Genomic DNA, 22,812 nt, shown 5'->3' on the forward strand with positions numbered 1-22,812 from the left:
GCGGGATAACGATTCAAACTTAAAAACATCACGCTCTAAAGGCTAGAAGCTGCTTCTCATCCTGTAAGGCTGTGCATTTTCGCCAGCATTGTTCAAGGCAAGCGCGATTTCAGTGATATGCAGTGCCACATCACCGGAAAAGAATGCCTTATCGCCAGTTTGGATAGCCCGAGCCTGATCGGCAATACCGCGCACGAAATCGATCTGCGAAGGATACATCGGCAGCGCCCGCTTGTCGGCCTTCGGATAGGAGAGCTTTTGACCGACGGTCGGTTTCCATGACAGGAACTTGCCGATGCGCATTTCCAGAATACCGAACAGGCGCGCCAGAAAACGGCGTTTTTCTTCCGTGCGCTCAAGACGGACAGCCGAGCGATTATCCCAGAGATCATCCACCACAATCGAGCCCTTGTCGGCAACTATTGTCAGGCTGCGATCCTTCGGCATCGCAAGCCCGGATGTGAGGCGTGCCACCAGCCCCGACCTGAAAACAAGACAGCCAACCGAAAAATCGGGCGCCATATGCAGATGTTCGGTCCCCGGCCCCTTGTCGGGAAAGGTTATGGCAGAAAATGCCGAAACGCTCTCGACCGGGCCGAACAGCGACACCAGCCATGACAGTGCATAGCCTGCATGTTCCAGCGTGCAACCAATCTCAAACTCGTGCAGGCCCGGCCATGGCGCTCCCGACTGCGAACGCCAGGTCGACCATTTGTCACGAAATACCGGCCCGTCTTCCATTTCGGCATAAACCAGCCGCGGCATGCCGATCCCGTTGATCACGCTTGCTACCAGACGATAGGCTTCGCTGAGGCCGTTTGCCGGGGCTGCCGCCAACGTGAGGCCGGCTTGCCGTGCAAAAGCGACCAGCGCTTCCGCATCCTCATAATTCATAGCCAGCGGTTTTTCGGAGTAGACATGTTTTCCGGCGGAAAGCGCTGCATGCGAGATTTCAAAATGGCTTTCAGGTGTTGTCAGATTGACGACGATCTGCACGTCTGGATCGGCCAGCACGGCCTCGAAACTTTCATAGGCGCTAACTGAATAGTGCGCGCAGAACGCTTTCAGTCGTTCAGGCGACCGATCATAGACCCCGCGCAGCGTCAGCTCGGGATAATTGCGCAGCGTGGTCATGTAATAGTCGGCAACAAACCCGGTCCCGACGATTGCGATATTCATGAAGTGGCTCCGGCTACCCTTTTAGGAATGATAATTTTCGCAGTCAGTCTGAGGCCGAAAATCGCAAAGACGAGCGTAAGCCAGACCGGGTCCATGCGGCGGAAGAAAAAACTTTCCAGCATGGCATTCAGCGTTCCGAAGAACACGATCATCAGGAAGAAATCGGCAAGCAGCAGATTTTCGCGAACCGGACGGCACCGCACATAATTGACCAGCGGCATCACGATGATGACCAAGATCGCGCAGATCAGCGCCGGAATCCCCATCGATACCGCAATATCGAGATAGCCATTGTGTCCATGCACGATGCCGCGCACATCCCAATCCAGATAATAGGGATTCGCCGCCTCTTTCACGATTGGCGTGCCCCAGAAGCTTTCATAGCCGAAGCCGGTCCACGGACGATGCGAAAGCGCCTCAACAGCAAAAGCCCAGATGGAGGTGCGTCCGGTGAAGGTGGGATCGACATCGAGCTGCAGAACGAACTGATGCATCGGCTCGAAAAGAACCGTACCGAAGGTGAACAGCGCAAGCAGAAACTGGATCGCGAAGACTGCCACCGGTGCAAGAAAACGGAGACCGAAAATGCCGGGAACGATCACGAGCAGCATGGCGAGAGGCACCAGTGCCGCAGTGGTCTTCGATCCGGTTTGCGAAACAAAGATCAATGCCGAGACCGCAATCAGAAAGCCGCTCACGCGCCAGCCGCGCCGCCACAGATAGACACCGGCAAAGGCAAAGGCGGCCATGACCGGGCCAGCGATATTCTTGTGCGTGAAGACGCCGCGCCAGAGATAGGCGTTTTGCGGTTCCAGCGCGTCGGCGCCATGGGTGCCGAGATTGGGCAGGAGGACGACGCCCGCATAGGAAATGACAATCACGATCGAAGCCACCGTGACCAGCATCGCCGAATAGGCGTCGCCATCCTGTGGCAGGCTCAAAACAGCAATGACGGTCAGAATGCCGATCATCGTCAAAAGCACGCCGCGTATGGCGGTTGACGGATCGGGGCTTGCGAAAACAGAGGCGAGCAGGAAGGCGAACATCAGCAGCCAGCCGGGGCTGACGATGTTGACCACTTTTTTCGGGTCGGCGAACATCGCAAGTGACAGAAGCGCCACCGCGCCGAGACAGCCGAAGCCAAGCTGGTTGATGACGTCGCCACCGCCCGATGCGTCACCGTCCGCCGCAGCACCCAGCGGATTGAACGGACGGAACGAAATCAGCAGGATGCAGAATGTTATCGTGGCGATAACGAGCGCAATCATGCGGATCGTCGCCCGCATATCGGTTTGCGCCGCAACGTCGGAACGGGTGTCAGTTTTTGTCCGGGTTGCGGTACTGCTCATTCAAATATCCAAAATGGGCCATGACACGGCCCAGCCCGATATGGATGAAATAGGTCCCGACCGGCACGAAACGAGCTGCGAAACCGCGCCGCACGGCCTTGATCGGAGAATAGCCAAGAAGTGCAAGGCTCTTCAAGAAGACGCGCACCTGGCCGAAAGGCTCGTTCTTGCGCTGGCGTTGTTCGATCAGCGTAGACAGAACGCCGTTGCGCAAGCCACGCGCCCTGATCCAGTCGTTCTCCAGCCGCCGCGCCGGAATGGTCTCACGGACAATGCCTTCATTGCACCAGGCGATATTGAAGCCCTTGGCCCGCGAGCGATTGATGAAATCTGAATCGCCGCCCCCGGTGAAGTTGAACTTCAGGTCCATGAATGGATAGCCGATGGCTTCCAGCACCGGATGCGCAATCAACAGATTGCCGGATGAATAAATGATCGGAACCGGACCGGTCTTGTTGTAATGCGGCAGGAAGACGGGGTGTCTCGCCCATTTTTCCGCGCCTGGCTTCTCGAAGATCGGATATTGCGGGCCGCCAACGAGGCTGGCGTTATAGCGCTCCGCCGTGGCTACCATGTTCTCGATCCAGGCCGGATCAGCCAGTTCATCGTCATCGATGACGATGACATATTTGAAGTTCGGGAAGTAGGTCATCGCCGTCAGCCAGCCCGCATTATACGCGTTGCAGTTGCCGCGATGGGATTCGACGATCAGCATGCCGGTATATTTTCCGGCCTCGAACTGCGGTGCCGCAACCTTGGCGCCTTCCCGGTCCTCAGCCTCGTTCTCGATCACGACGACCGCAAAGCGACGGTTCGTGACCTGAGCGTTAAGCGTATCCAGCGTGCGGATGACGTGTTCCGGGCGGCGGAACGTCGGCAATGTAACGACTACCTCGACTTCATCGAAACGAAGCCCCGGTGTTTTAGCAATTACTTCTATATGACTAGGTAAATCAGACATAAACGCTACCGGATATTTCGAACTTCTATATTTGTTTATCCGCCACTATTGAAAAACATTTAAAGAAAAGTTCACCGCAGGGCTATAAACACTGGCCAAAACTATCATAGAGCATGCCAGCCCGAAATGTTAAGGGTTTTAAGATGAATAATGCATTAGGAAAAGAGTAAACGCAGCCCATGATTTTTCATGCGCTTGCGCCAGAATGATTGTTCAGGAGTTGAATTGCCGTCCCCTCACCTTGTTTTCGTAACATCGATTGTTCCACACGGAGTACCGACGACCGGTTATGAAGTGGCAAACGCCGCTGTGGTCGATGGCCTGCGTCGTTCAGGCGCAAAGGTGACCGTTCTTGGCTTCACATGGCCAGGCGTGAAGGCCGATGCTGCGGATACTGTCGTTCTGGGTGAAGTCGAGGTGCGAACCGAAGGTGCTGGCATCAGGCGCAAAATCGGTTGGGTACTGAAATCCTTTCTGACAGGGCTGACGGTTTCCTCGGCGAAGCTGCGGGTAATACCGGTTGAAACATTGCGCGCAGCCATCGCAAAGATCGGCCCGTTCGATGGCTATGTGCTGAACGGCGTGACCCTGCCCGGTGCGTTTGAAGACATCTTCAAGGACAAGCCCTCGCTTTTCGTGGCGCATAATGTGGAATATCGCTCGGCAGAAGAAAATGCCGCCGATGCCGGAAGTTTCATCCAGAAATTCCTGTTTGGCCGCGAAGCTCGTATTCTCAAAGGACTGGAAAGTCGTCTTATCGGGAACGCCCGTTTCGTCTTTACTTTTGCCGAGGATGACGGCCCGGCGCTCGGCCTCGGCCTTGATCGGTTTGCGACAATGCCGCTTGTTACGCCGGGCGGGATGCAAGCCGCACAGCAGCGGCCTGTCAAATACGACCTCGCCCTGATCGGCACATGGACTTGGCACCCGAACCGCATCGGGCTCGAATGGTTTCTGCGCGAGGTAAAGCCGCATCTTCCCGACGATATTTCCATCGCGATTGCTGGCAACACGCCTGCCGATCTGATTGCGACATGGTCTGGCGTTGGGTCCGGAGTCAATTTCGTCGGCAAGGTACCGGACGCGACCGAATTTGTGGAAAGTGGCGCGCTCGTGCCGCTTATCAGCCGCGCGGGAACCGGCGTGCAGCTCAAGACCATCGAGACATTCGAACTGGGCATGCCAAGCGTCGCCACGTCACATTCCGTACGCGGTATCGGCCATATTCCGGACAATTGCACTATTGCCGACACCCCGCAGGCATTCGCTGCGGCAATCGTCGAGCGCATTGAAAAGATAAGATCGGGGGATCGCCAGAGACTGGACGGCAAAGCCTTTACAGGGTCACAAATCGAGGGCATGGACCGCGCAGTTGCCAGAGGTCTGCAAGCACTTCGTGGCGAAAAGAGAAATACGGACCAGGCATGATGCATACCGAAAATGTCACTTACCGCAATATTCTTGGCGTGAAGGTCGCCTGTTTCGACTGGAACAGCGCCTTCACCTTTTTCGAGAACCGCATCAATGAAGGCCGGTTCATGAAACAGGGCTGGCTCAACGCCAACAATTCCAACATTGCGGATACTGACCCGACCTATCGCGCTGCGCTGGAGGATTTCCTGATCCTGCCAGACGGCGTGGGGGTCGATATTGCCAGCAAGGTCGCCTATGGCAGCAAGTTTCCTGCCAACCTCAACGGAACGGACTTCATTCCGGGCCTGCTGCAACACATGAAGCGTCCGCTTAAAATCGCCCTTTTGGGCGGCGGTCCGGCCGTTGCAGCCGACGCCGCGCAGCTTTTCATGCAACAGATTCCGCACCACGACTATCGCGTCATTTCCGACGGCTTCTTCAAGCCCGCCGATCTCGACGGCATTCTCGGCCAGCTCAAGGATTTTCATCCCGATATATTGCTCGTCGCCATGGGTGTGCCACGTCAGGAACTCTTCATCGACAAGCATATCACCGCGGAGCATTGCACAGTCGCCAGTGCTGTCGGCGCGCTGTTCGATCTGCATACGGGTCGCGTGCAGCGCGCTCCGCAATGGGTCCGCAAGATCCAGATGGAATGGGTACACCGGCTGTTGCAAGAGCCGCGACGGCTTGCAAAACGCTATCTCATCGGCAATCCCGTATTCCTGTGGCGCGTCGCCAAAGGCTGGATGAAGGGAGAACCCCGGTGAAAACCGCAATCGTCACAGCCAGTTGGGATCAGGATTTCGAGCGCTGCAAGTTGCTTTGCGAAACCATAGACAAATATGTCAGCGGTTTCACGAAGCACTATATCCTTGTCGACAGCAAGGATGTTGCCTTGTTTCGCAAGCTCGAAAGCGCGCACCGCGTCATCATCGATGAACGCGATCTGCTGCCCTCATGGCTGCATGCCTTCTGGGACCCGACCTATCTGTGGCGCAGGCGGGTCTGGCTCTCGCTCCGGACCAAGCCGCTGCGTGGCTGGCATGTGCAACAGCTACGCCGCATCGCACTTGCCGGTGCCGTGGAGGAAGACGGATTTCTCTATACGGATTCCGACACGGCCTTTCTGCGTCCCTTCGATTGCGGCACGCTTTGGCATGGCGAAAAGCTTCGGCTTTTCGTGCGTCCCAATGCGCTTGCCAATCCGGAATGGCCGGAACATCCGGTCTGGGCTGCCAATGCGGCAAAGCTGCTTGGTATCAAAAACGGGAAAAGCGGGTTGAACGACTATATCGGTCAGCTCGTCTCATGGCGGCGAGACAGCGTGATCTCGATGTGCGAGAGGATCGAAGCGCATACTGGACAGCATTGGGTAGCAGCCCTTGGCAACATACGCCGTTTTTCCGAGTGCTTCATCTATGGTCGCTACGTCGATGACGTGCTGCATGGGTCCGGCCACTACAGCGACACCCATGATCTGTGCCGGATGCAGTGGTTCGCACCGCCACCGAGCGAAGAGGAATTCCGCACCTTCATCGCCGAAATGGAGCCGCATCAGGTCGCCATCGGCATGCAGTCTTTCCTCGGTCTTTCGGTCGACGACATTCGGCGCATTATCGGAGCTTAGATTCTCGGATCATTGAGACCGCCCTATCTGTTTTTCAGCATTTCCGAACGCAAAGCCGGTCCCCACTTTTAGCGGCAATGCCTAAACCCGCTTTGCCGGCAAACGAATGCTCGTATAGGTGAAAACCAGCGACAGAAGATATAGCCCGGCAAACACGATATTGAGGCCGAGAATCCAGTCGTGATTATCGGCATAATTCACCAGCAGAAGCCAGACGAAGAATGCCTTGGCGGCAGTCATCAGCACCATGCTCAGCGTCCTGAGACCAGACTGGCCGCGCGCATAAAGAATTTCCGTCTGATACTCGATGAGATTGCGGAATCCCGGCACGAGCAGCACCAGCGGCAGCAGCCCGACAATCGGCGCAACGCTTGAACCGAGTGCATTCGGGAAGATTTGCAGGAACACGACCATCGCGCCGAGGCCCACCACCGAAACGGCAAAGACTGCAAGTTCCAGCCCGGCGCGGATGCGCAACGAGGACAGCATGTCCGGCGTGCGCATCAGCTTTTGCACCAGCATCATGTTGAAGGAGCGCACCGGCAGAGCCGTCAGATCGACAAGCCGCATGATGATCGCATAAAGACCTGCCGTCGCTGGCCCGCCGACGGTCAGCACCAGCAGCTTGTCGAGCTCGGCCTGAATATAGAACAGCAGTTCGGCCCCCATGACCGCAATCGCATCGGAAAGCCGCCGCATATAAAGCGCTGGTTTGAAACGAAGACGGATAGACGGAAAGAATTTCAGCGCCGTCAACAGCGCAACGCCATTGGCCGCCGCATACCACCACGCCCAATGGGCGATGTCATGAACACTCGCCAGCCACATGAACAGGACTGCCGCCATGGCGCGCGTCGCTGTCCCGAAAATCACTAGTCCTGCCGATATGCCGAACCGGCGCAGGCCGTTGTTGACGATGATGATGATTTCCGTCGAACGCCAGAGCAAAGCCTCGGCAAACACCACAACCGCAAAAGGCAGAAAGGAAATGTCGCGGCTGAAAAAGACGAAATAGACCAGCCAGGACGCCAGCGCGAACAGCGGCAGCGAAGCCAGGAGGGCGACCAGAAAACCAGCCGTATAGATACCGAGCAGGCGCGGCTTCACCGTTGATATGCGGTAAAGCGGCGAACTGAAGCCCAGAGAAACGAGACGTGACAGAACCACGCCTGTGCCCGATGCGGTGGCAAATATACCGAAGTCACCGGTCGGCAGTGTGTTTGCAAGCGCGATGAAATAGACGAGTGAGACGACCAGCCTGCCAGCGGAGCCGGAAAACAGGGACAGGTAATCACGCACCATTCCGGCGTTATTGCCTGACAGTTTCCGGAGCGCTTTCGCTATCAACAGGAGCCTCATCTATCATAGTCTGGTGCATGTGCCTGTTCATTGGAACGGAGGCATAGTCGGGGTTTAGCTAAAAAGACTTAAACTCTTCTTTGCAAGCTCAAAGAGTAAACAAGCAAAAGCTAAAGTTGCAGATTCAAGGAATTGGCACTTCGCCTCGACATTATTTTAACGTTTTGTTTTCTATAAAAAATTACATTCGGCCATCAGGTGCGGGCTGACCGGATTCCGGTTTGGCATGCTTGAGCCTTGGCTTGTGAATTTCAAAGCAGCGGTTGATACCGAAAACGGTAGAGACGGCTTACAGATACGGACGATTTCGGCGATGAGCGATCACGAGGAGCGCAGAAAGGCGGGAGTTGAGAAACCTCTTCTCGCATTCTCCGACGTTCGCCCGACTGGTAGCTCCAGCGCTCGCCCGGCTAATCGTCTTGACAGCGAAACCGTACCACCATGGACACCGCCAGCGACACCGGATGAACGCGCTGCATTCTTTCGCCAGCACGATCATGCCACGCAGGAAACGCCAGAACCTGCAAAATCCGTTCTCGAAGAAGAACTGGATGATGCCGATGTCACCGAGCTTCAAAAGCGCGTCGCGCTGATCGAAGCGGAGCTGGAACGCAAGGTTCAGGAACGCGAACGCCGCAAAATCATAGTCGAAACTCCCGCTCCGCCCCCTGAGCCGGTCCGCGAGTTGGTCGAGCGCGAGCGTTCTGTCGCTGACAGACCTGTCCCGGATGCCGAGTGGAAACCGCTGATCGATCCGCGCATGGCTATCGACGTGTTGCGAGGATCGCGCAGGCTCCTGCTTGTCAGCACGTTGCTGGGTGGTGTGGTTGCAGCGCTCTATGCATTGTCCCTGCCGCAGATGTATGTCGCTTCGACCGATATTCTGGTCGATCCGCGCAATATCAAGACCGTTGGAGACGAACTGACGCCGGGTCAGCTCCCGACCGATGCGTCGCTTGCCGTTGCGGAAAGCCAGGCACGTATCATCGATTCCAGCAGCGTGCTGCTGAAGGTCATCGACAAGACAGACCTGACAAAAGACCCCGAATTCAACGGCACTCTGGTCCCGACCGGCATTGCCGGGCTGTTTGCACAGATCAGGGACATGATGTCGCCCAGAAAGGCCAGCGACAGCCAGACGCTGCAAACCCGCGTTCTGTATAATCTGCACAAGAGCATCGCCATTGGCCGCGACGCCAAGACCTTCATCTATTCGATCTCGGTGAAAACGCGAGACCCACAGAAATCTGCATCGCTTGCGAACACCATCAGTTCTGTTTTCCAGAGCGAGCTTGCATCGCTGCAATCCGATGCCGCACGGCGCACTTCGGACGAACTGTCGAACCGCCTTGCCGATATGCGCGCCAATGTCGAGCAGGCGGAGCGCGCAGCGGCTGACTTTCGCGCCTCGCATGATCTCGTCAATGTGGACGGTAAGCTGATCAGCGACAACGACCTGACGCGTCTCAACGACCAGCTGACTAACCAGCGTGCCGAAACGATGCGGCTTCAGGCCCGCGTGCAGGTGCTCAGCAGTGCCACTTCCGACAGCGTGGTGTCCGGGGTTTTGCCGGAAGACCTGCGCTCCAACACGCTGACGGCGCTGCGCGCCCAATATGCACAGGCCCGCCAGACGGCAAGCGGCCTGTCCACCCAGCTTGGGCCACGCCATCCGTCACTCATTCAGGCACAATCGCAGGCCGGCACGGTTTTAAACGACATCGATGCCGAATTGCGGCGCATACGCTCCTCGCTGCAAGTCGAGGTCGCCCGGTCCGTACAGCAGGAAAAAGACCTGACCGCCCGTCTGGCGCAACTCAAATCGCAGCAGGCGAACAATAGCGGCGATCTGGTGAAATTGCGTGAGCTTGAGCGCGAAGCGACAGCGCGGCGTTCGGTCTACGAAGCCTTCCTCCTGCGCTCGCGCGAAACGAACGAACAGGAAGGTCTGAATACGGCCAATGTCAGGGTTCTGTCGGAAGCCCGCCCGCCGCTTGATCCGGCAGGCACATCGCGCAAGCTGATCGTCATTGCCGGGCTGATCGCAGGCTTCCTCGCAGGGCTTGCGATTACAGCCGTCCGCAACTTCGGACGGCTGCTGCGTTTATCTTAATTCACGCGGACTGCCGCAAAGAGGTCTCGACGCGTGGCACCTTGCGTCCGCTGGCACGCAGAATGCCATATGTCCCGTCAAGATGGCCGGGCTTCAACTCCAGCGCCAGAAAGCGCCGCTTCTCATAAGGGCCGGGCATGGCGAGATCCCCGGTCTTTTCAGCGGTAAAACCGAAGCGCTTATAATATTCCGGATCACCGACGAGCAGGATTGCACCATGGCCGCGGTCTTTTGCTTGATCGATTGCATGACGCATCAACGCCGAACCGATACCGCAACCGGCAGCGGAAGGATCGACCGCCAACGGTCCGAGCAGCAAGGCCGACACCGGAAAGCCGAAAGCATCCAGACCGGCATGGACGTTCCACAGCCGCACTGTGCCCGTAAGCAGGCCGTCATTACCAACCGCTGAAAACGCCAGACCTTCTGCAGGCAGGCGACCGCGACGCAGCTTCTCCGATGATTTCCGACGGCGGCCCTCGCCCATCGCACGATCAAGCAAAGCTTCGCGCGCAAGCACGTGCTCCAGCGTTTCGCCCGCTATTGTGAAAGCCGGAGCGACAACAGTTGCGATATTTTCCTGAATTTCCAGAGTTACGTTCATGACATCTATCCCCGCAAAGCGGCAGCAGCACACCCCACCCAGCGCCTTGCAGCACTGGGCGGATTGAGAGGATCATTCGGGACTTTCAAAGGTATGATCTAATCCGAAAACCGGTTCCCACTTTTCGGGATCATACCAAGTCTGAATGATCAGATGACGTAGGATCGGAGCGGTTCGAAGCCGTTGAACGCCACCGCCGAATAGGTGGTGGTGTATGCGCCCGTGCCTTCGATGAGGATTTCATCACCGATGGTCAGCGAGACCGGCAGCGGGTACGGCGTCTTTTCATAAAGCACGTCCGCACTGTCGCAGGTCGGGCCAGCCAGCACGCATGGTTCGGTTTCGCTGCCGTCATGCGGGGTCACGATCTGGTAGCGGATCGCCTCGTCCATGGTTTCGGCGAGACCGCCGAATTTGCCGATGTCGAGATAGACCCAGCGCACATTGTCATTGTCCGCCTTGCGCGAGACCAGAACCACTTCGGTCTTGATCACGCCTGCATTGCCGACCATGCCACGGCCCGGTTCGATAATGGTTTCCGGGATACGGTTGCCGAAATGCTTGGACAGCGCATCGAAGATCGCCATGCCGTAGGCCTGTGCGGTCGGTACGTCCTTGAGGTAACGGGTCGGGAACCCGCCGCCCATATTGACCATGCGCAGAACAATGCCTTCGTCAGCAAGGGTGCGGAACACCGATGCCGCATCGCCGAGCGCGCGATCCCATGCGGTAAGGTCCGTCTGCTGCGAGCCGACATGGAACGATACACCGTAGGAATCCAGACCGAGCGACTTTGCGCGGCGCAGAACGTCGATGGCCATGGCAGGCACGCAACCGAACTTGCGCGACAGCGGCCATTCAGCACCTTCACCGTCCGTCAGCACACGGCAGAACACACGGCTGCCGGGAGCAGCACGGGCAATCTTCTCGACTTCTTCAACGCAATCGACTGCATAAAGGCGAATACCCAACTCGAAAGCGCGCGCAATATCGCGCTCCTTCTTGATGGTGTTGCCATAGGAGATACGGTTTGGCGTCGCGCCTGCTTCCAGAGCCATTTCGATTTCAGCAACAGAAGCGGTATCGAAGCACGAGCCCAACGAAGCGAGCAGGCGCAGGATTTCCGGCGCAGGATTTGCCTTCACCGCATAGAAGATGCGCGAATAGGGCAAAGCCTTCTCGAAGCTCTGATAGTTGTCGCGCACGACGTCGGTGTCGACGACGAGGCAAGGACCGTCCGGACGGCGGGTGTTGAGGAAGTCGATGATACGCTGCGTTGCCATGGTCGTTCTCCCGCACGGCTTGATCTGCCGCATCTGGAGCGCAATCCCGAAAAAGGTTGCGCGAAAAAACACTTAGGGAATCGGACCGGGTCTTCCGTGGACCCGAAATTCTCTAAGAGACAAAGTAAGCATAAGCGCATCCACGGTGAGGCCAGCCTTTGGAGGTGCTGATGTCACGCGAAAACTCATGCGGCGATGGAACAACGCTAAGTCCGCGTTACTCCGCTTTGTCTGCCTTGGATTGGAATTGGAGAACCGCATCCGCACTTCTGGCAATGAAGGTGTGCCTCTTCAGTAATTTCGGCTTTTGGACAGCCGAAAGACACTAGAAAGGCCCGCACCGTCGTTGCTTCAAGATGTCCTCGATCTGGCGGTTGGCCAACAGATCGACTGGAGCGGTTAGGTCCAGGTACCGTACCGAATTCCTCACCATTCGAGGATCGGCGGACACCCACAGGCACGTGCGACTTTGGGCAAGCGCGATATAAGCGCAAAGTCGTGTCCATTCAATGACAAAAATTTCTCCGGACGAATTTATTTTTGGCCGGATCAGGTTGAACGACACGCTTGCCATTGTTCAATATTAGTGAAACATTCTCAGCGCATATCCGTCTCGAAAGAGCGTAAATAGACCGTTAATTGCTGCATGTTGTGAACAATGGCCAGTTTCGATCCCTTCAATGCCATCATTGCAAAACCCGAAAAGTCACCCGTTCATGCGTCGGACGGACTGCTTAAAGGTGAGCGGCTGGCCGTAAAAGACATTTATGACGTCGCCGGAATGACAACCGGATGCGGCAATCCGCAGATCGAGGCCGAATCACCTCGCGCCGAGAAGTCGGCTCCGGTGGTAGAGAAGCTTCTCGCCGCAGGCGCCGAATTTGTCGGCAAGGCGCAGACTGACGAACTTGCCTTTTCCCTGATGGGGCAGAATTCGCATTTCCCCTATCCGATCAATCCGGCAGCGCCGGACCGCGTCACTGGCGGCTCATCGTCCGGTTCAGCGGCGGCAGTGGCGGGCAAAATTGCCGACATTGCGTTCGGCTCCGACACGGGCGGCTCCATTCGGGCGCCTGCAAGCTTTTGCGGTCTCGTGGGCTTGCGCACCACCCACGGCCGCATTCCGCTCGAAGGCATCATGCCGCTTGCGCCCTCGCTCGATACGATTGGATGGTTTGCACGCGATATCGACCTTTACGACCGGGTCGGCTCACTCCTGCTTGGCGACGACGCCCGAGAATTCAGGCTGACGCAACTGCTCTATATGCCAGTTCTGGAACAGCTTCTGCTCGGCCAGGAAGAAACAGACGCCTATCGCGCCATGTTTGCCGAAGTGCGCCCGCAATTCGCGGGTCTCAAGGCGGCGAGCCAGCCGACGCTCTCGATAGACGAACTCTATCTGGTCTTCCGCCACATTCAAGGCGCGGAAGCCTGGGCGACGCATGGTGACTGGATTTCGTCAGGTGATCGCAAGCTCGGCCCCGGCGTCGCGGATCGTTTTGCCTTCGGTGCGGGAATCGCCGCTGATCTCGTCGCCAGCCAGCGTGTGCGCCGGGCACAATTCACGCAGGAACTGGAACAGATTATCGGAAATGACGCCGTGCTGGCATTGCCGACTGTACCGGGTGCTGCTCCGCTGACAAAAGAGCCTTTCGAGACCTTGCAAGCCTATCGCGAGCAGGCGTTGCGCCTGCTTTGTATTTCGGTGCTTTCCGGCCTGCCGCAGATCACACTACCTTTGGGACAGGTGCAGGGCGCACCTTTCGGCATTTCCTTCATCGGACCACGCGGCAGCGACCGGGCGCTGATCGCACTGGCCAAAAACATCATTGGGAAGCGGGGCTAGACCATGGACACCCTCACACGTATGCGCGCCTTCATCGACGTGGTCGAGGCGGAAGGCTTTTCCGCCGCCGCGCGAAAAATCGGGCGCTCCAAGGCACTTCTTTCCAAATATGTGCGGGAACTGGAAGACGAACTCGGCGCACGGCTTCTCAACCGGACAACCCGTCAGTTCTCGCTGACCGAAGCCGGGCACACCTATTATCACCGCGCAGTTGAAATCATTCGCGAGATCGACGCGCTGCAAGATGCTGTCAGCGAAACCAGTTCAGATGCGCGCGGGCGCATCAAACTGTCGGCCCCGCGCACTTTTGCGGATGCCGTGATTGGCCAGTCGCTGATCGACTTTTGCCTCGCCCATCCGGAAATCGTGCTCGACGTTCGGCTGGATGATCGGTTTGTCGATCTGGTGGAAGAAGGCTTCGACCTTGCGATCCGCATCACGCGCTTGCAGGACTCTTCCCTCATTGCCAAGCGCCTGTCACCGTTCCACTCCATCCTGTGCGGCGCGCCCGAACTCATCGCCCGCGTCGGCAAGCCTGAACGTCCAGAAGATCTGGCGGATCGGCCCTGCATCATCGACACCAATGCACGCTCGCGCAACAATTGGCATTTCCGTAATACCGATGGTTCGATGATGACCGTTCCCGTCAACGGTCCGATTGAGGTGAACAGCCCGGTCGCCACCAAGAACGCTGCATTGGCCGGCCTCGGTTTCTGCATGCTGCCAGCTTTCATTGCCGAAGAAGAAATCGAGCGCGGCAGGCTGGTCGCCTGTCTGGACGAATTCATTGTGAAGGATGGCGGCATCTATGCGGTCTATCCGCATCGGCGCTATCTGCCGGCAAAAATCCGGGCATTGGTCGATTTTCTGACCCAATGGTTCAAGGAGAGGGAATAGAGCGCATTCCGAAAAGTGTGAAACGGTTTTCAGGACTAAGATGTACGATAAAACAAGTAAAGCGTCGCACTTTCGCCGCCTTCGGGCATAAGCGTTATCTGATGGAATTTTCTATGGTGGTTTCCTCTCGGCTCAAGCATGGTTCCATCCGGGCTGCAGCAACTGCGTTGCTGGCCGGTCTTTTGCCGACGGCTGCGCTCGCTCATCCGCATGTCTTTGCTGACGCACGACTGGAACTGACCATCGCACCTGACGGCACTGTGCAGCAGCTTGCGCATGTATGGCGTTTCGACGACGTTTTCTCCTCGACCGTGCTGATGGAATTCGACAAGAACGGCGACCTGCAACTCGATAAGAATGAACTGATCGACCTTGGTCATGTCATCAATAGTTCGATTGCCGAATTCAAATATTTCCAGACCGTTCTGGACAATGGCAAAGACGTTAAAATGGCGAGGCCAACCGACCTTGCAGCCGATTTCACCGATAATCGCCTGTTGATCGTTTTTACCAGCAAGCCTGAAAAGCCGCTGAAACTGGCGGCAGGACACAAGGTCAGCTTCGGCGTCTATGATCCGACTTTCTATACCGCCATCGATTACATGAATGACGGCGATCTGGTTGTAAAAGGCCTGCCCGCAGGCTGCACCTCCAAGGTCATACGCCCCAATCCGGATGAGGCGCTGGCGCAGAACCAGGCAACACTGACCGATGCCTTCTTCAACGATCCGGCAGGCACGGACATGTCGAAAATATTCGCCACCCGTCTTGAGATAGACTGTGAACCGAAGGGAAAGACAGGCTGATGAGAAAACCGGCTACCTTCATTCTAGCTCTTTGCCTTACGATGATCGTTGCGCAAGCCTATGCGCAATCATCGCTCGGCATTGGCGCGAATGAGGTGGCGATGAAGCCAACCGGGCCTTTCGCGCATATCATTCTCTGGATGAACGAGCAGCAGCGCTCGTTTTATCTCGCCATGACCAACGCGCTGAAAGCCATGCGCGAAGATCCATGGCAGGCTTCGGTTCTGATCGGGCTCTCCTTCATCTATGGCATTTTTCATGCGGCAGGGCCCGGCCACGGCAAGGCTGTCATCTCCTCCTATATGATCGCCAATGAAACGGCGCTCCGGCGCGGCATTTTCCTGTCGTTCATTTCATCGCTTTTGCAGGCGATCATGGCGATTGCGGTCGTCGGCCTCGCATGGTTCCTGTTGCGCGGCACCGGCATTTCCATGAACCAGACTGCCCGCTACATGGAAATCGCCAGTTTTGCACTTGTCCTGTTTTTTGGCCTCTGGCTTCTGGCGCGCAAATTGCCGCTGCTTTTCAAGAAGCAGGACAATGCAAACCCCAGCCCGGCCTCATCGCTTTTTGCCGCAGCACCCGAACCGGCAATGGCTTCCGGCCCGGCATGGCAGGGCAGCATTTCGCAAACCACGCGCGCGGCAGCGGTCGGAAGTACGGTAAAGCTCAACTACAAACCCGCAACGGCCGCTGCATCGGATCATATTTTCATCGGCGAAGGCGATGTATGCGCCGCATGCGGCAATGCCCATATTGCCGATCCGTCGACGCTCGGCGACGATTTCAACTGGAAAACGGCGTGGTCGGCGATTTTCTCGGTGGGCCTGCGTCCCTGCTCCGGTGCGCTGATCGTGCTGACGTTTGCGTTGTTGAATGGCCTGATGGTCGGCGGGCTTCTCTCGGTTTTCGCCATGGCGTTCGGCACATTCATCACCGTGGCTGTTCTCGCCACGCTGGCCGTCACCGCAAAGAACACGGCACTCAGATTTGCAGGAAGCAGTGCCATGTCGGGACGCCTGAAGGCGGCAATCGAAGTTGCCGCCGCCCTGTTCATCGCGCTGACTGGCGCTCTGCTGCTCAGCGCTTCGCTTGTTGGTTAATCCTTGTTCTGACGGCGCGAGCGCAGCCAGAAAATGGCGAAGAAGCTCAGAACGAAAACAATCGGGAAGATGATCGCCGCGATTTGCGAGCGTTCGCCCAGCGCCAGCATGATGCTGGGCACGAAATAGGCAAGCACCCCGAAGCCGATCAGGATAATGGCAGCGGCAATTGCCGGGTTGCTCTTCTTAGGCTCAGCCAAGATCACGAAACTCCTCAAGCTTCTTCTTCTGCTGACCGTCACTATCAAAGTTTTCCGGCGCAAGCCATGCCTGATAGGCTTTCTTCAAGGCAGGCCATTCGCTGTCGAGAATGGAAAACCACGCCGTATCGCGGTTCTTGCCTTTCGCCACCATATGCTGGCGGAAAATTCCCTCGAACGAAAAGCCGAAACGTTCGGCAGCCCGCTTGGAAGGTTCGTTTTCGTTGTGGCACTTCCATTCGTAGCGGCGATAGCCAAGCTCATCGAAAATATACTGCATGAACAGGAACTGCGCTTCCGTGGCAGCAGGCTTGCGCGAAATCAGCGGTCCCCAATAGATGTTGCCGATTTCGATAACGCCATGGGTCGGGTCGATGCGCATCAAGGTCTGGCGTCCGGCAACCTTGCCGCTTGCCTTGTCTACGACAGCGAAGAACAGCGGGTCTTCGCTCTTCGCTACCTTTTCCAGCCAGGGCTCGAATTCTTCTCGGGTTGCAGGCGGAAACTCGAACAGCCACGTAAAGCGCTGATCCGCATCAGCAACCGATGAAGCGGCGAAAAGTTCGTCCCCATGCTTCTTCGGGTCCAGCGGTTCCAGCCGCACATAACGGCCTTCAAGCACTTTGCGTTCCGGCTTGGGGCGCGGCGTCCAGTTCTGCAAATCAGTCATGCATATTCTCCCATTCGCCAGAGACAGGAGCATAAAAGAGGCGGGCCGAAAACCGGATTATTGTCCCCGCGTCATTTTTCCCGAATAGCTGCCCGATCGACGGAAACCGCCTTCACCAGCGCAACCACATGGTCCCCCGATCGCAGCGCCAATTCGTCAACCGAGCGCCGCGTCAGCCGCGCACCAAGACGACGTCCCTGAAAGTCCAGCGAAACATAGGCATTCGGGCCGTCATCCATCGTAATGGCAGTGACGGTCACCGGCAGCACATTGCGGATGCTGATCTTCTCCGGCGCCTTGCGCGCTATGGAGACGTCACGTGCTCGCACGCGCAACCGCACATGCATGTTATGTTTGAGCCCTGCATCGCTGAGCTGGAATGACGCGCCACCGAGATCGATTTCCGCCAGCTTGTAGCGCTCGTCATAGGACGAAACCATCCCCTCCAGCAGCACGCCGCCGCCCTCGCCCTCTGCGTCGATCAGCGGAAACACATCCGCCGCCGCACCGCTTGCCGTCACCCGTCCAGCAGACAGAAGCACGATTTCGTCGGCAAGTCGCGCGACTTCATCGATTTCATGGCTCACATAGACAATCGGCACGTGGCTTTCATCGCGAAGACGCTCGATGAAGGGCAGGATTTCCTGCCTGCGCGCATGGTCGAGCGATGAAAGCGGCTCGTCCAGCAAAAGCAGCGCCGGATCGGATAAGAGCGCGCGGCCAATGGCGACACGCTGGCGCTCGCCGCCGGAAAGCGTCGACGGCCGCCTGTCAAGAAGATGGTCGATACCGAGCAGCGCCACCACCTCATCGAAGCTACGCGTCGCCTGTCTATGTCCGGCCCAGCGCGCATAAGTCAGGTTCCGCTTGACGCTCATATGCGGGAAAAGCCGCGCTTCCTGAAATACATAGCCGATGCGGCGCTTTTCCGGTGGCAGATTGATGCCCTTTTCGGCATCGAACAACGTGAAATCACCGACCGCAATGCGCCCGCTCTCTGGACGAAGTGTTCCGGCGATCATTTTCAGAAGCGTCGTCTTGCCCGCGCCGGAATGACCGAACAACGCGGTCACACCCCAGTCGGCAGCGAAATCGGCCTCAACAGGAAACCTGCCATTGCGGCCCGTAATTGAGACAGCAAGCCCGCTCATTTCGTTGCTCCTGCAAGCCTGCGTTGCAACCATTCGGAAAGGACCACGGCCACAATCGAGATAGCTGCAGATATGGCGATCAGGCGGAATGCTTCGGCATCGCCCGATGGGGTCTGCATCAGGGCATAGATGGCAAGCGAAAGGGTCTGCGTTTCGCCTGGAATGTTGGAAACAAAGGTTATCGTGGCGCCAAATTCACCCAGCGCCTTGGCAAAGCCAAGCACTGCGCCAGCCAGCACACCGGGCAACAAGGGCGGCAGAATGACCGTGAAGAAGGCCGTGAAGCGGCTGGCGCCAAGCGTGCGCGCCGCTTCTTCAAGCCCGCGATCCAGCCCCTCTATCGAAAGCCGTATCGGGCGAACAAGCAGCGGAAACGCCATGACTCCGGCGGCAAGTGCGGCACCCGTCCAGCGAAAGGAAAAGGAAAGGCCGAACCATTCCTGCAAGGGTGCACCAAGGGCGCCTCGCGCCCCGAACAGGATCAAAAGCAGATAGCCCGTCACCACCGGCGGCAGGACCAGCGGCATGGTGACGATAGCCTGCGCCAGAGACTTGCCCGGAAAATTGAACCGGGCAAGAATCCAGGCGACGATAAAGGCAACTGGCAGCGCGACAATGATAGCTATTCCGGCAACCCGGAGCGACAGAGACACAATCTGCCAGACATTACTCTCAATCATCTTTGGCCATCATTATTCAGCAGCCTCCGCAGCTCCCACGAAACCCTTGTCCTTGATGATCGCCTGACCGGCATCACTTTCAAGGAAAGCAAGGAAAGCCTTGGCAGCATCGGTTTCGTTCTTCGCAACAAGCGCTGCCGGGTAAAGGATCGGTGCGTGGCTGCTAGCAGGGAAGCGATAGACTTCGACCAGTTCCGGTGCTGCGGCACGGTCCGACGCGTAAACGATGGCAGCCTTCACTTCGGCGCGGCTGACATATTGCAGCGCAACGCGCACGTTCTCGGCAAAGACTGCATTCTTCTCGACATCCTTCCAGATATCGAGCTTTTCAAGCGCTGCCTTGCCGTATTTGCCCGCCGGGACATTCGACGGGTCACCCATGGCAAAGCGACCGGCGCTCAAAAGCTCCTTGGCGTCACCCTTCGGCGTGTCTTTCTGCGTTGCAATCACCAGCGCATTGCCAGCGATCACCTTGCGTGAAGCCTTGTCGATGGCATCGGCCTTTTCGACATAATCCATCCAGTCGAGATCGGCGGAAATGAAAATCTGCGCCGGAGCGCCCTGCTCGATCTGCTTGGCCAGAACCGACGAAGACGCAAACGACGCAACCACTTCAGTGCCGTCCTTGGCCTTCATCTGCCTGGCGGCTTCCTCGATAACGTCTTTCATGCTGGCGGCAGCGAAAACAGTCACCTTCTCGGCAGCGTGAGCGACCGAGGCGGCCCCCGCAGCAATGGTGATGAGAAATGCGGCGATCAGTTTTTTCATAAATGTCCTCCATATTGCCCGTAGCAACGGGCAAACCATCATCCGCCGGAAAGCCGGCGTTGTTTCTGTGCGAGCATGGGAGATTTCCTATGCCCCGACTTGCGATGATGGGTGTGATGGAGGCAAACGCGACCCGGATGCCGTCAGACCCTTGATGCACGGGCGTCCATGCAAAAGCCGCCCAAAATTCCGTAACGAATTCAGATCGTTCCGGAACCAGAGCCACCATAATGCGATGAAATCTGTTTGACCAGCCCTATGCGGGCATATGCGGCAATAGATCATTTCCTGTTTTGATTAAAACATTGGAAATGCTCTATTGTTTTGTTCTGACGCGCATCTTGTCCGAAACCGTTTCACACTTTTCGGGATGCGCTTTAGATCATTGCCGCAAAACGCCGTCAGCTACCGATGTGTTTATGCGCCCCGCGCAGCTCGGCAAGCTTCACCTGCTTCTGGCGCTCTGCGTAACGTGCGCGATCTTCCGGCGTGCGTTCGTCATAACAACCGGCACAGGAAACGCCTTCCTCGAAAAACTGCGAAAGCTTGTCTTCGGGCGAAATCGGACGACGGCAGGCACGGCAAAGTTCAACGTCGCTTTCAGCAAGGCCGTGGCCTACGGCAACGCGCTCATCGAACACGAAGCACTCGCCGTTCCACATGCTTTCCTCGCGCGGGACTTCTTCAAGATACTTCAGGATACCGCCCTTGAGATGGAAGACATCGTCGAAGCCGAGCCCCTTGACGAAGGCCGTCGCCTTTTCGCAACGAATACCGCCCGTGCAGAACATGGCAATTTTCTTACCTTCCAGCTTGTCGCGGTTCTGTTCGACCCATTCGGGAAACTCGCGAAAAGTCTTGGTCTGAGGGTCGAGCGCTCCTTCGAATGTGCCAATGGCATATTCATAATCATTGCGCGTATCGACCACGACGGTGTTCTCATCGGCGATGAGTGCGTTCCAGTCCTGCGGCGCAATATAGGTGCCGACGCTTTTCAGCGGATCGATACCATCGACACCCATGGTGACGATCTCACGCTTCAGCCGCACTTTCATGCGATGGAACGGCATTTCGGTCGCATGGGAATATTTGAGCTCCGGGTCAGCCAGACCGGGGATAGCCGTGATGTGCTGCACGAGTTTCTCAATCGCCTCGGCAGTGCCTGCAACAGTTCCGTTGATGCCTTCCGCCGCCAGAAGCAACGTTCCCTTGATACCATTTGAGCAGCAAAGCTGCGCCAGCGGCTCGCGCAGGCTTTCATATTGCGGGAGCGGCGCAAAGCAATAAAGGGCGGCAACGGTGAAAGGCAAATTGCTCATCGGTTCTATCTTCTTTGAAAATTTACCCCGCAACTAGCCCCCACACACGGCGAATTCAAGTCAACTTTATCCTCATGCGGCCAAGTCGCCTCAAAATCCGCTTCGAAGAGCAACTTTTCGAGGAGAAATACATGTTCGACAGCCAGACGATTGCAGCCCTGGTGACAATGGCAAACGAGGCGGAAACCGACCCGGCGGCCTTGCTGGCAACTGCGGAAGTGGAAAGCGGCGGGCGGGCGCTGTTCGATATCAACGGAGGCAAGGAACCGGCCATCCGGTTCGAGGGCCATTATTTCGACCGCAGGCTGTCCGGCCGTCTGCGCGACTATGCCAGAACCAACGGCCTGTCGGCGCCAGTCGCAGGCCAGATACGTAATCCGAAATCGCAAACCGCGCGCTGGCTTCTGCTTGAACGTGCGATGGGCTTGAGCAAAAAGGCAGCGCTTGAATCCACCTCCTGGGGGTTGGGGCAGGTTATGGGTGCGCATTGGCAATGGCTTGGTTATGCCACTGTCGATGAACTTGTGGCGGAAGCACGCGGATCGGTTGCCGGGCAGGCGCGGCTGATGCTGCGCTTTATTGAAAAGGCAGGACTTCTGGATGTGCTGAAGGCTCGCAACTGGAGTGAATTCGCCCGGCGCTATAACGGCCCGGCTTTTGCCCGCAACGAATATGACAAGCGGATGGCCGAAGCCTTTCAGCGCTGGCAAAAGCAGCTCGACAGTTTTAAAAGAGCCGCATGACAACAATCCCTTCGGTGGTGGACAAACCGTCGAAGGAGATTTAAATCGATTTATACACTCAAACAGCCGAGCAAGCCGATGTCCCAGAAAACCGATCTTCTCGTCCCCATCATGACAGGCCAGCCGGTCATTCCGGTTCTGTTGATCGACAAGGTGGAGCATGCTGTTCCGCTGGCACGCGCGCTTGCCAAGGGCGGATTGCCCGCAATCGAAATCACCCTGCGCACGGCTGCGGCACTTGATGCCATCCGCGCGGTTGCGTCGGAAGTACCGGAAGCAATCGTCGGCGCTGGCACGATCCTCAATGCCAAGCAATATGAGGATGCAGCGAAGGCTGGTTCGCGCTTCATCGTCAGCCCCGGCGCGACGAAATATATCGTTGCCGCGGCCAATGACAGCGACGTGCCGCTTCTGCCCGCTGCGATCACGCCGAGCGAGATGCTGGCGCTGCGCGAAGAAGGCTATACCCATCTGAAATTCTTCCCCGCTGAACAGGCAGGCGGCGCATCGTTTCTGAAAGCGCTGTCCTCACCGCTGGCTGGAACCGTCTTCTGCCCGACAGGCGGCATCAGCCTTGCCAACGCCAAGAGCTATCTATCGCTGCCCAACGTCGTCTGCGTCGGCGGCTCGTGGGTTGCACCAAAGGAACTCGTTGAAGCTGGCGACTGGGATGCAATCACCGATCTTGCAAGTGAAGCGGCTGATCTGAAAAGCTGAACAAGGCCAGATAGGAATGCA

The 22,812-nt window shown here is 57.2% G+C and carries 22 protein-coding genes; 10 read left to right on the forward strand and 12 right to left on the reverse strand.

Annotation, left to right across the window (positions count from 1 at the left end; genetic code table 11):
* Positions 1 to 42 precede the first annotated feature (42 nt).
* Genes F9K94_RS05760 through F9K94_RS05770 form a run of 3 tightly spaced genes read right to left on the reverse strand, consistent with a single transcriptional unit; the run spans position 43 to position 3,489 of the window.
* Positions 43 to 1,179, reverse strand: a complete 1,137-nt coding sequence (locus tag F9K94_RS05760; RefSeq protein WP_151644216.1) for a Gfo/Idh/MocA family protein — start codon at positions 1,177 to 1,179, stop codon at positions 43 to 45.
* Positions 1,176 to 2,528 carry an O-antigen ligase family protein gene (locus tag F9K94_RS05765; protein ID WP_151644217.1) on the reverse strand — a complete coding sequence of 451 codons (1,353 nt, stop codon included), beginning with the start codon at positions 2,526 to 2,528 and terminating at the stop codon, positions 1,176 to 1,178. Before F9K94_RS05765 ends, F9K94_RS05760 begins: the two co-directional genes overlap by 4 nt.
* Positions 2,497 to 3,489: a glycosyltransferase family 2 protein gene (locus F9K94_RS05770; RefSeq protein ID WP_151644219.1), complete on the reverse strand. Its 993-nt coding sequence runs from the start codon at positions 3,487 to 3,489 to the stop codon at positions 2,497 to 2,499. Before F9K94_RS05770 ends, F9K94_RS05765 begins: the two co-directional genes overlap by 32 nt.
* 189 nt (positions 3,490 to 3,678) lie before the next feature.
* Between F9K94_RS05770 and F9K94_RS05775 the strand changes: the two genes are divergently transcribed.
* The 3 genes from F9K94_RS05775 to F9K94_RS05785 are packed head-to-tail and all read left to right on the forward strand — an operon-like array spanning position 3,679 to position 6,532.
* Positions 3,679 to 4,917, forward strand: coding sequence for a glycosyltransferase family 4 protein (locus F9K94_RS05775; RefSeq protein WP_407922030.1), 1,239 nt, complete (start codon positions 3,679 to 3,681; stop codon positions 4,915 to 4,917).
* Positions 4,914 to 5,672 carry a WecB/TagA/CpsF family glycosyltransferase gene (locus F9K94_RS05780; RefSeq protein ID WP_061347630.1) on the forward strand — a complete coding sequence of 253 codons (759 nt, stop codon included), beginning with the start codon at positions 4,914 to 4,916 and terminating at the stop codon, positions 5,670 to 5,672. The genes F9K94_RS05775 and F9K94_RS05780 overlap by 4 nt, the downstream gene beginning before the upstream one ends.
* The gene (locus F9K94_RS05785; protein ID WP_192799454.1) at positions 5,669 to 6,532 is read left to right on the forward strand and encodes a DUF6492 family protein; all 864 of its coding nucleotides are present in this window, start codon (positions 5,669 to 5,671) and stop codon (positions 6,530 to 6,532) included. The genes F9K94_RS05780 and F9K94_RS05785 overlap by 4 nt, the downstream gene beginning before the upstream one ends.
* A gap of 81 nt (positions 6,533 to 6,613) precedes the next feature.
* Here F9K94_RS05785 and F9K94_RS05790 read toward each other — a convergent pair whose 3' ends face one another.
* Positions 6,614 to 7,879 carry a lipopolysaccharide biosynthesis protein gene (locus F9K94_RS05790; protein ID WP_151644223.1) on the reverse strand — a complete coding sequence of 422 codons (1,266 nt, stop codon included), beginning with the start codon at positions 7,877 to 7,879 and terminating at the stop codon, positions 6,614 to 6,616.
* Positions 7,880 to 8,204: 325 nt separating this feature from the next.
* On the opposite strand from F9K94_RS05790, the gene F9K94_RS05795 reads away from it, so the two are divergent.
* A complete protein-coding gene (locus F9K94_RS05795; protein WP_151644225.1) occupies positions 8,205 to 10,004 on the forward strand; it encodes a GumC family protein in 1,800 nt (599 codons plus the stop codon).
* A gap of 1 nt (position 10,005) precedes the next feature.
* Here F9K94_RS05795 and F9K94_RS05800 read toward each other — a convergent pair whose 3' ends face one another.
* Together F9K94_RS05800 and odc2 are read right to left on the reverse strand one after the other, a co-directional pair.
* Positions 10,006 to 10,608, reverse strand: a complete 603-nt coding sequence (locus F9K94_RS05800) for a GNAT family N-acetyltransferase (protein WP_061347628.1) — start codon at positions 10,606 to 10,608, stop codon at positions 10,006 to 10,008.
* A gap of 149 nt (positions 10,609 to 10,757) precedes the next feature.
* Entirely contained in the window at positions 10,758 to 11,891 is a 1,134-nt protein-coding gene (gene odc2, locus F9K94_RS05805; RefSeq protein ID WP_061347627.1) for an ornithine/lysine decarboxylase, read from the reverse strand.
* 658 nt (positions 11,892 to 12,549) lie between these two features.
* Between odc2 and F9K94_RS05810 the strand changes: the two genes are divergently transcribed.
* The 4 genes from F9K94_RS05810 to F9K94_RS05825 all read left to right on the forward strand — a co-directional run bounded on the left by F9K94_RS05810 (position 12,550) and on the right by F9K94_RS05825 (position 16,543).
* Positions 12,550 to 13,737: an amidase gene (locus F9K94_RS05810; RefSeq protein WP_151644227.1), complete on the forward strand. Its 1,188-nt coding sequence runs from the start codon at positions 12,550 to 12,552 to the stop codon at positions 13,735 to 13,737.
* 3 nt (positions 13,738 to 13,740) lie between these two features.
* A complete protein-coding gene (locus tag F9K94_RS05815) occupies positions 13,741 to 14,634 on the forward strand; it encodes a LysR family transcriptional regulator (protein WP_061347625.1) in 894 nt (297 codons plus the stop codon).
* A gap of 101 nt (positions 14,635 to 14,735) precedes the next feature.
* Positions 14,736 to 15,440: a DUF1007 family protein gene (locus F9K94_RS05820; protein ID WP_151644229.1), complete on the forward strand. Its 705-nt coding sequence runs from the start codon at positions 14,736 to 14,738 to the stop codon at positions 15,438 to 15,440.
* The gene (locus F9K94_RS05825; RefSeq protein ID WP_151644231.1) at positions 15,440 to 16,543 is read left to right on the forward strand and encodes a nickel/cobalt transporter; all 1,104 of its coding nucleotides are present in this window, start codon (positions 15,440 to 15,442) and stop codon (positions 16,541 to 16,543) included. The genes F9K94_RS05820 and F9K94_RS05825 overlap by 1 nt, the downstream gene beginning before the upstream one ends.
* Here the strand turns inward: F9K94_RS05825 and F9K94_RS05830 are convergent.
* From F9K94_RS05830 to trhO, 6 genes are all read right to left on the reverse strand, one after another.
* A complete protein-coding gene (locus F9K94_RS05830) occupies positions 16,540 to 16,749 on the reverse strand; it encodes a hypothetical protein (protein WP_151644233.1) in 210 nt (69 codons plus the stop codon). The two genes, F9K94_RS05825 and F9K94_RS05830, sit on opposite strands and share 4 nt — an antisense overlap.
* Complete coding sequence (locus F9K94_RS05835; RefSeq protein WP_151644235.1) at positions 16,736 to 17,413, reverse strand: GNAT family N-acetyltransferase; 678 nt, start codon at positions 17,411 to 17,413, stop codon at positions 16,736 to 16,738. The genes F9K94_RS05830 and F9K94_RS05835 overlap by 14 nt, the downstream gene beginning before the upstream one ends.
* Positions 17,414 to 17,484: 71 nt before the next feature.
* On the reverse strand, positions 17,485 to 18,564 hold the full coding sequence (gene modC, locus F9K94_RS05840; protein WP_151644237.1) for a molybdenum ABC transporter ATP-binding protein: 1,080 nt from the start codon (positions 18,562 to 18,564) through the stop codon (positions 17,485 to 17,487).
* On the reverse strand, positions 18,561 to 19,244 hold the full coding sequence (gene modB / locus F9K94_RS05845; RefSeq protein ID WP_151644239.1) for a molybdate ABC transporter permease subunit: 684 nt from the start codon (positions 19,242 to 19,244) through the stop codon (positions 18,561 to 18,563). The genes modC and modB overlap by 4 nt, the downstream gene beginning before the upstream one ends.
* Positions 19,245 to 19,256: 12 nt before the next feature.
* On the reverse strand, positions 19,257 to 20,012 hold the full coding sequence (modA, locus tag F9K94_RS05850) for a molybdate ABC transporter substrate-binding protein (RefSeq protein WP_151644241.1): 756 nt from the start codon (positions 20,010 to 20,012) through the stop codon (positions 19,257 to 19,259).
* Between the two features lie 401 nt (positions 20,013 to 20,413).
* Positions 20,414 to 21,331 carry an oxygen-dependent tRNA uridine(34) hydroxylase TrhO gene (gene trhO / locus F9K94_RS05860; protein WP_151644243.1) on the reverse strand — a complete coding sequence of 306 codons (918 nt, stop codon included), beginning with the start codon at positions 21,329 to 21,331 and terminating at the stop codon, positions 20,414 to 20,416.
* A 131-nt stretch (positions 21,332 to 21,462) separates the two neighbouring features.
* Here trhO and F9K94_RS05865 point away from each other — a divergent pair, with 131 nt between their 5' ends.
* Together F9K94_RS05865 and F9K94_RS05870 are read left to right on the forward strand one after the other, a co-directional pair.
* Entirely contained in the window at positions 21,463 to 22,074 is a 612-nt protein-coding gene (locus F9K94_RS05865) for an N-acetylmuramidase family protein (RefSeq protein WP_151644245.1), read from the forward strand.
* Between the two features lie 78 nt (positions 22,075 to 22,152).
* The gene (locus tag F9K94_RS05870) at positions 22,153 to 22,791 is read left to right on the forward strand and encodes a 2-dehydro-3-deoxy-phosphogluconate aldolase (protein WP_151644247.1); all 639 of its coding nucleotides are present in this window, start codon (positions 22,153 to 22,155) and stop codon (positions 22,789 to 22,791) included.
* Positions 22,792 to 22,812: the final 21 nt, after the last annotated feature.

The sequence above is a fragment of the Brucella tritici genome, assembly GCF_008932285.1.
Taxonomy (GTDB): Bacteria; Pseudomonadota; Alphaproteobacteria; order Rhizobiales; family Rhizobiaceae; genus Brucella; species Brucella tritici.

Coding starts and splice junctions, on each gene's coding strand:
- F9K94_RS05760 (WP_151644216.1), bottom strand. CDS start 1,179: ATGAATATCGCAATCGTCGGGACCGGGTTTGTTGCCGACTATTACATG.
- F9K94_RS05765 (WP_151644217.1), bottom strand. CDS start 2,528: ATGAGCAGTACCGCAACCCGGACAAAAACTGACACCCGTTCCGACGTT.
- F9K94_RS05770 (WP_151644219.1), bottom strand. CDS start 3,489: ATGTCTGATTTACCTAGTCATATAGAAGTAATTGCTAAAACACCGGGG.
- F9K94_RS05775 (WP_407922030.1), top strand. CDS start 3,679: ATGCGCTTGCGCCAGAATGATTGTTCAGGAGTTGAATTGCCGTCCCCT.
- F9K94_RS05780 (WP_061347630.1), top strand. CDS start 4,914: ATGATGCATACCGAAAATGTCACTTACCGCAATATTCTTGGCGTGAAG.
- F9K94_RS05795 (WP_151644225.1), top strand. CDS start 8,205: ATGAGCGATCACGAGGAGCGCAGAAAGGCGGGAGTTGAGAAACCTCTT.
- F9K94_RS05800 (WP_061347628.1), bottom strand. CDS start 10,608: ATGAACGTAACTCTGGAAATTCAGGAAAATATCGCAACTGTTGTCGCT.
- odc2 (WP_061347627.1), bottom strand. CDS start 11,891: ATGGCAACGCAGCGTATCATCGACTTCCTCAACACCCGCCGTCCGGAC.
- F9K94_RS05810 (WP_151644227.1), top strand. CDS start 12,550: ATGGCCAGTTTCGATCCCTTCAATGCCATCATTGCAAAACCCGAAAAG.
- F9K94_RS05815 (WP_061347625.1), top strand. CDS start 13,741: ATGGACACCCTCACACGTATGCGCGCCTTCATCGACGTGGTCGAGGCG.
- F9K94_RS05820 (WP_151644229.1), top strand. CDS start 14,736: ATGGAATTTTCTATGGTGGTTTCCTCTCGGCTCAAGCATGGTTCCATC.
- F9K94_RS05825 (WP_151644231.1), top strand. CDS start 15,440: ATGAGAAAACCGGCTACCTTCATTCTAGCTCTTTGCCTTACGATGATC.
- F9K94_RS05835 (WP_151644235.1), bottom strand. CDS start 17,413: ATGACTGATTTGCAGAACTGGACGCCGCGCCCCAAGCCGGAACGCAAA.
- modC (WP_151644237.1), bottom strand. CDS start 18,564: ATGAGCGGGCTTGCTGTCTCAATTACGGGCCGCAATGGCAGGTTTCCT.
- modB (WP_151644239.1), bottom strand. CDS start 19,244: ATGATTGAGAGTAATGTCTGGCAGATTGTGTCTCTGTCGCTCCGGGTT.
- modA (WP_151644241.1), bottom strand. CDS start 20,012: ATGAAAAAACTGATCGCCGCATTTCTCATCACCATTGCTGCGGGGGCC.
- trhO (WP_151644243.1), bottom strand. CDS start 21,331: ATGAGCAATTTGCCTTTCACCGTTGCCGCCCTTTATTGCTTTGCGCCG.
- F9K94_RS05865 (WP_151644245.1), top strand. CDS start 21,463: ATGTTCGACAGCCAGACGATTGCAGCCCTGGTGACAATGGCAAACGAG.
- F9K94_RS05870 (WP_151644247.1), top strand. CDS start 22,153: ATGTCCCAGAAAACCGATCTTCTCGTCCCCATCATGACAGGCCAGCCG.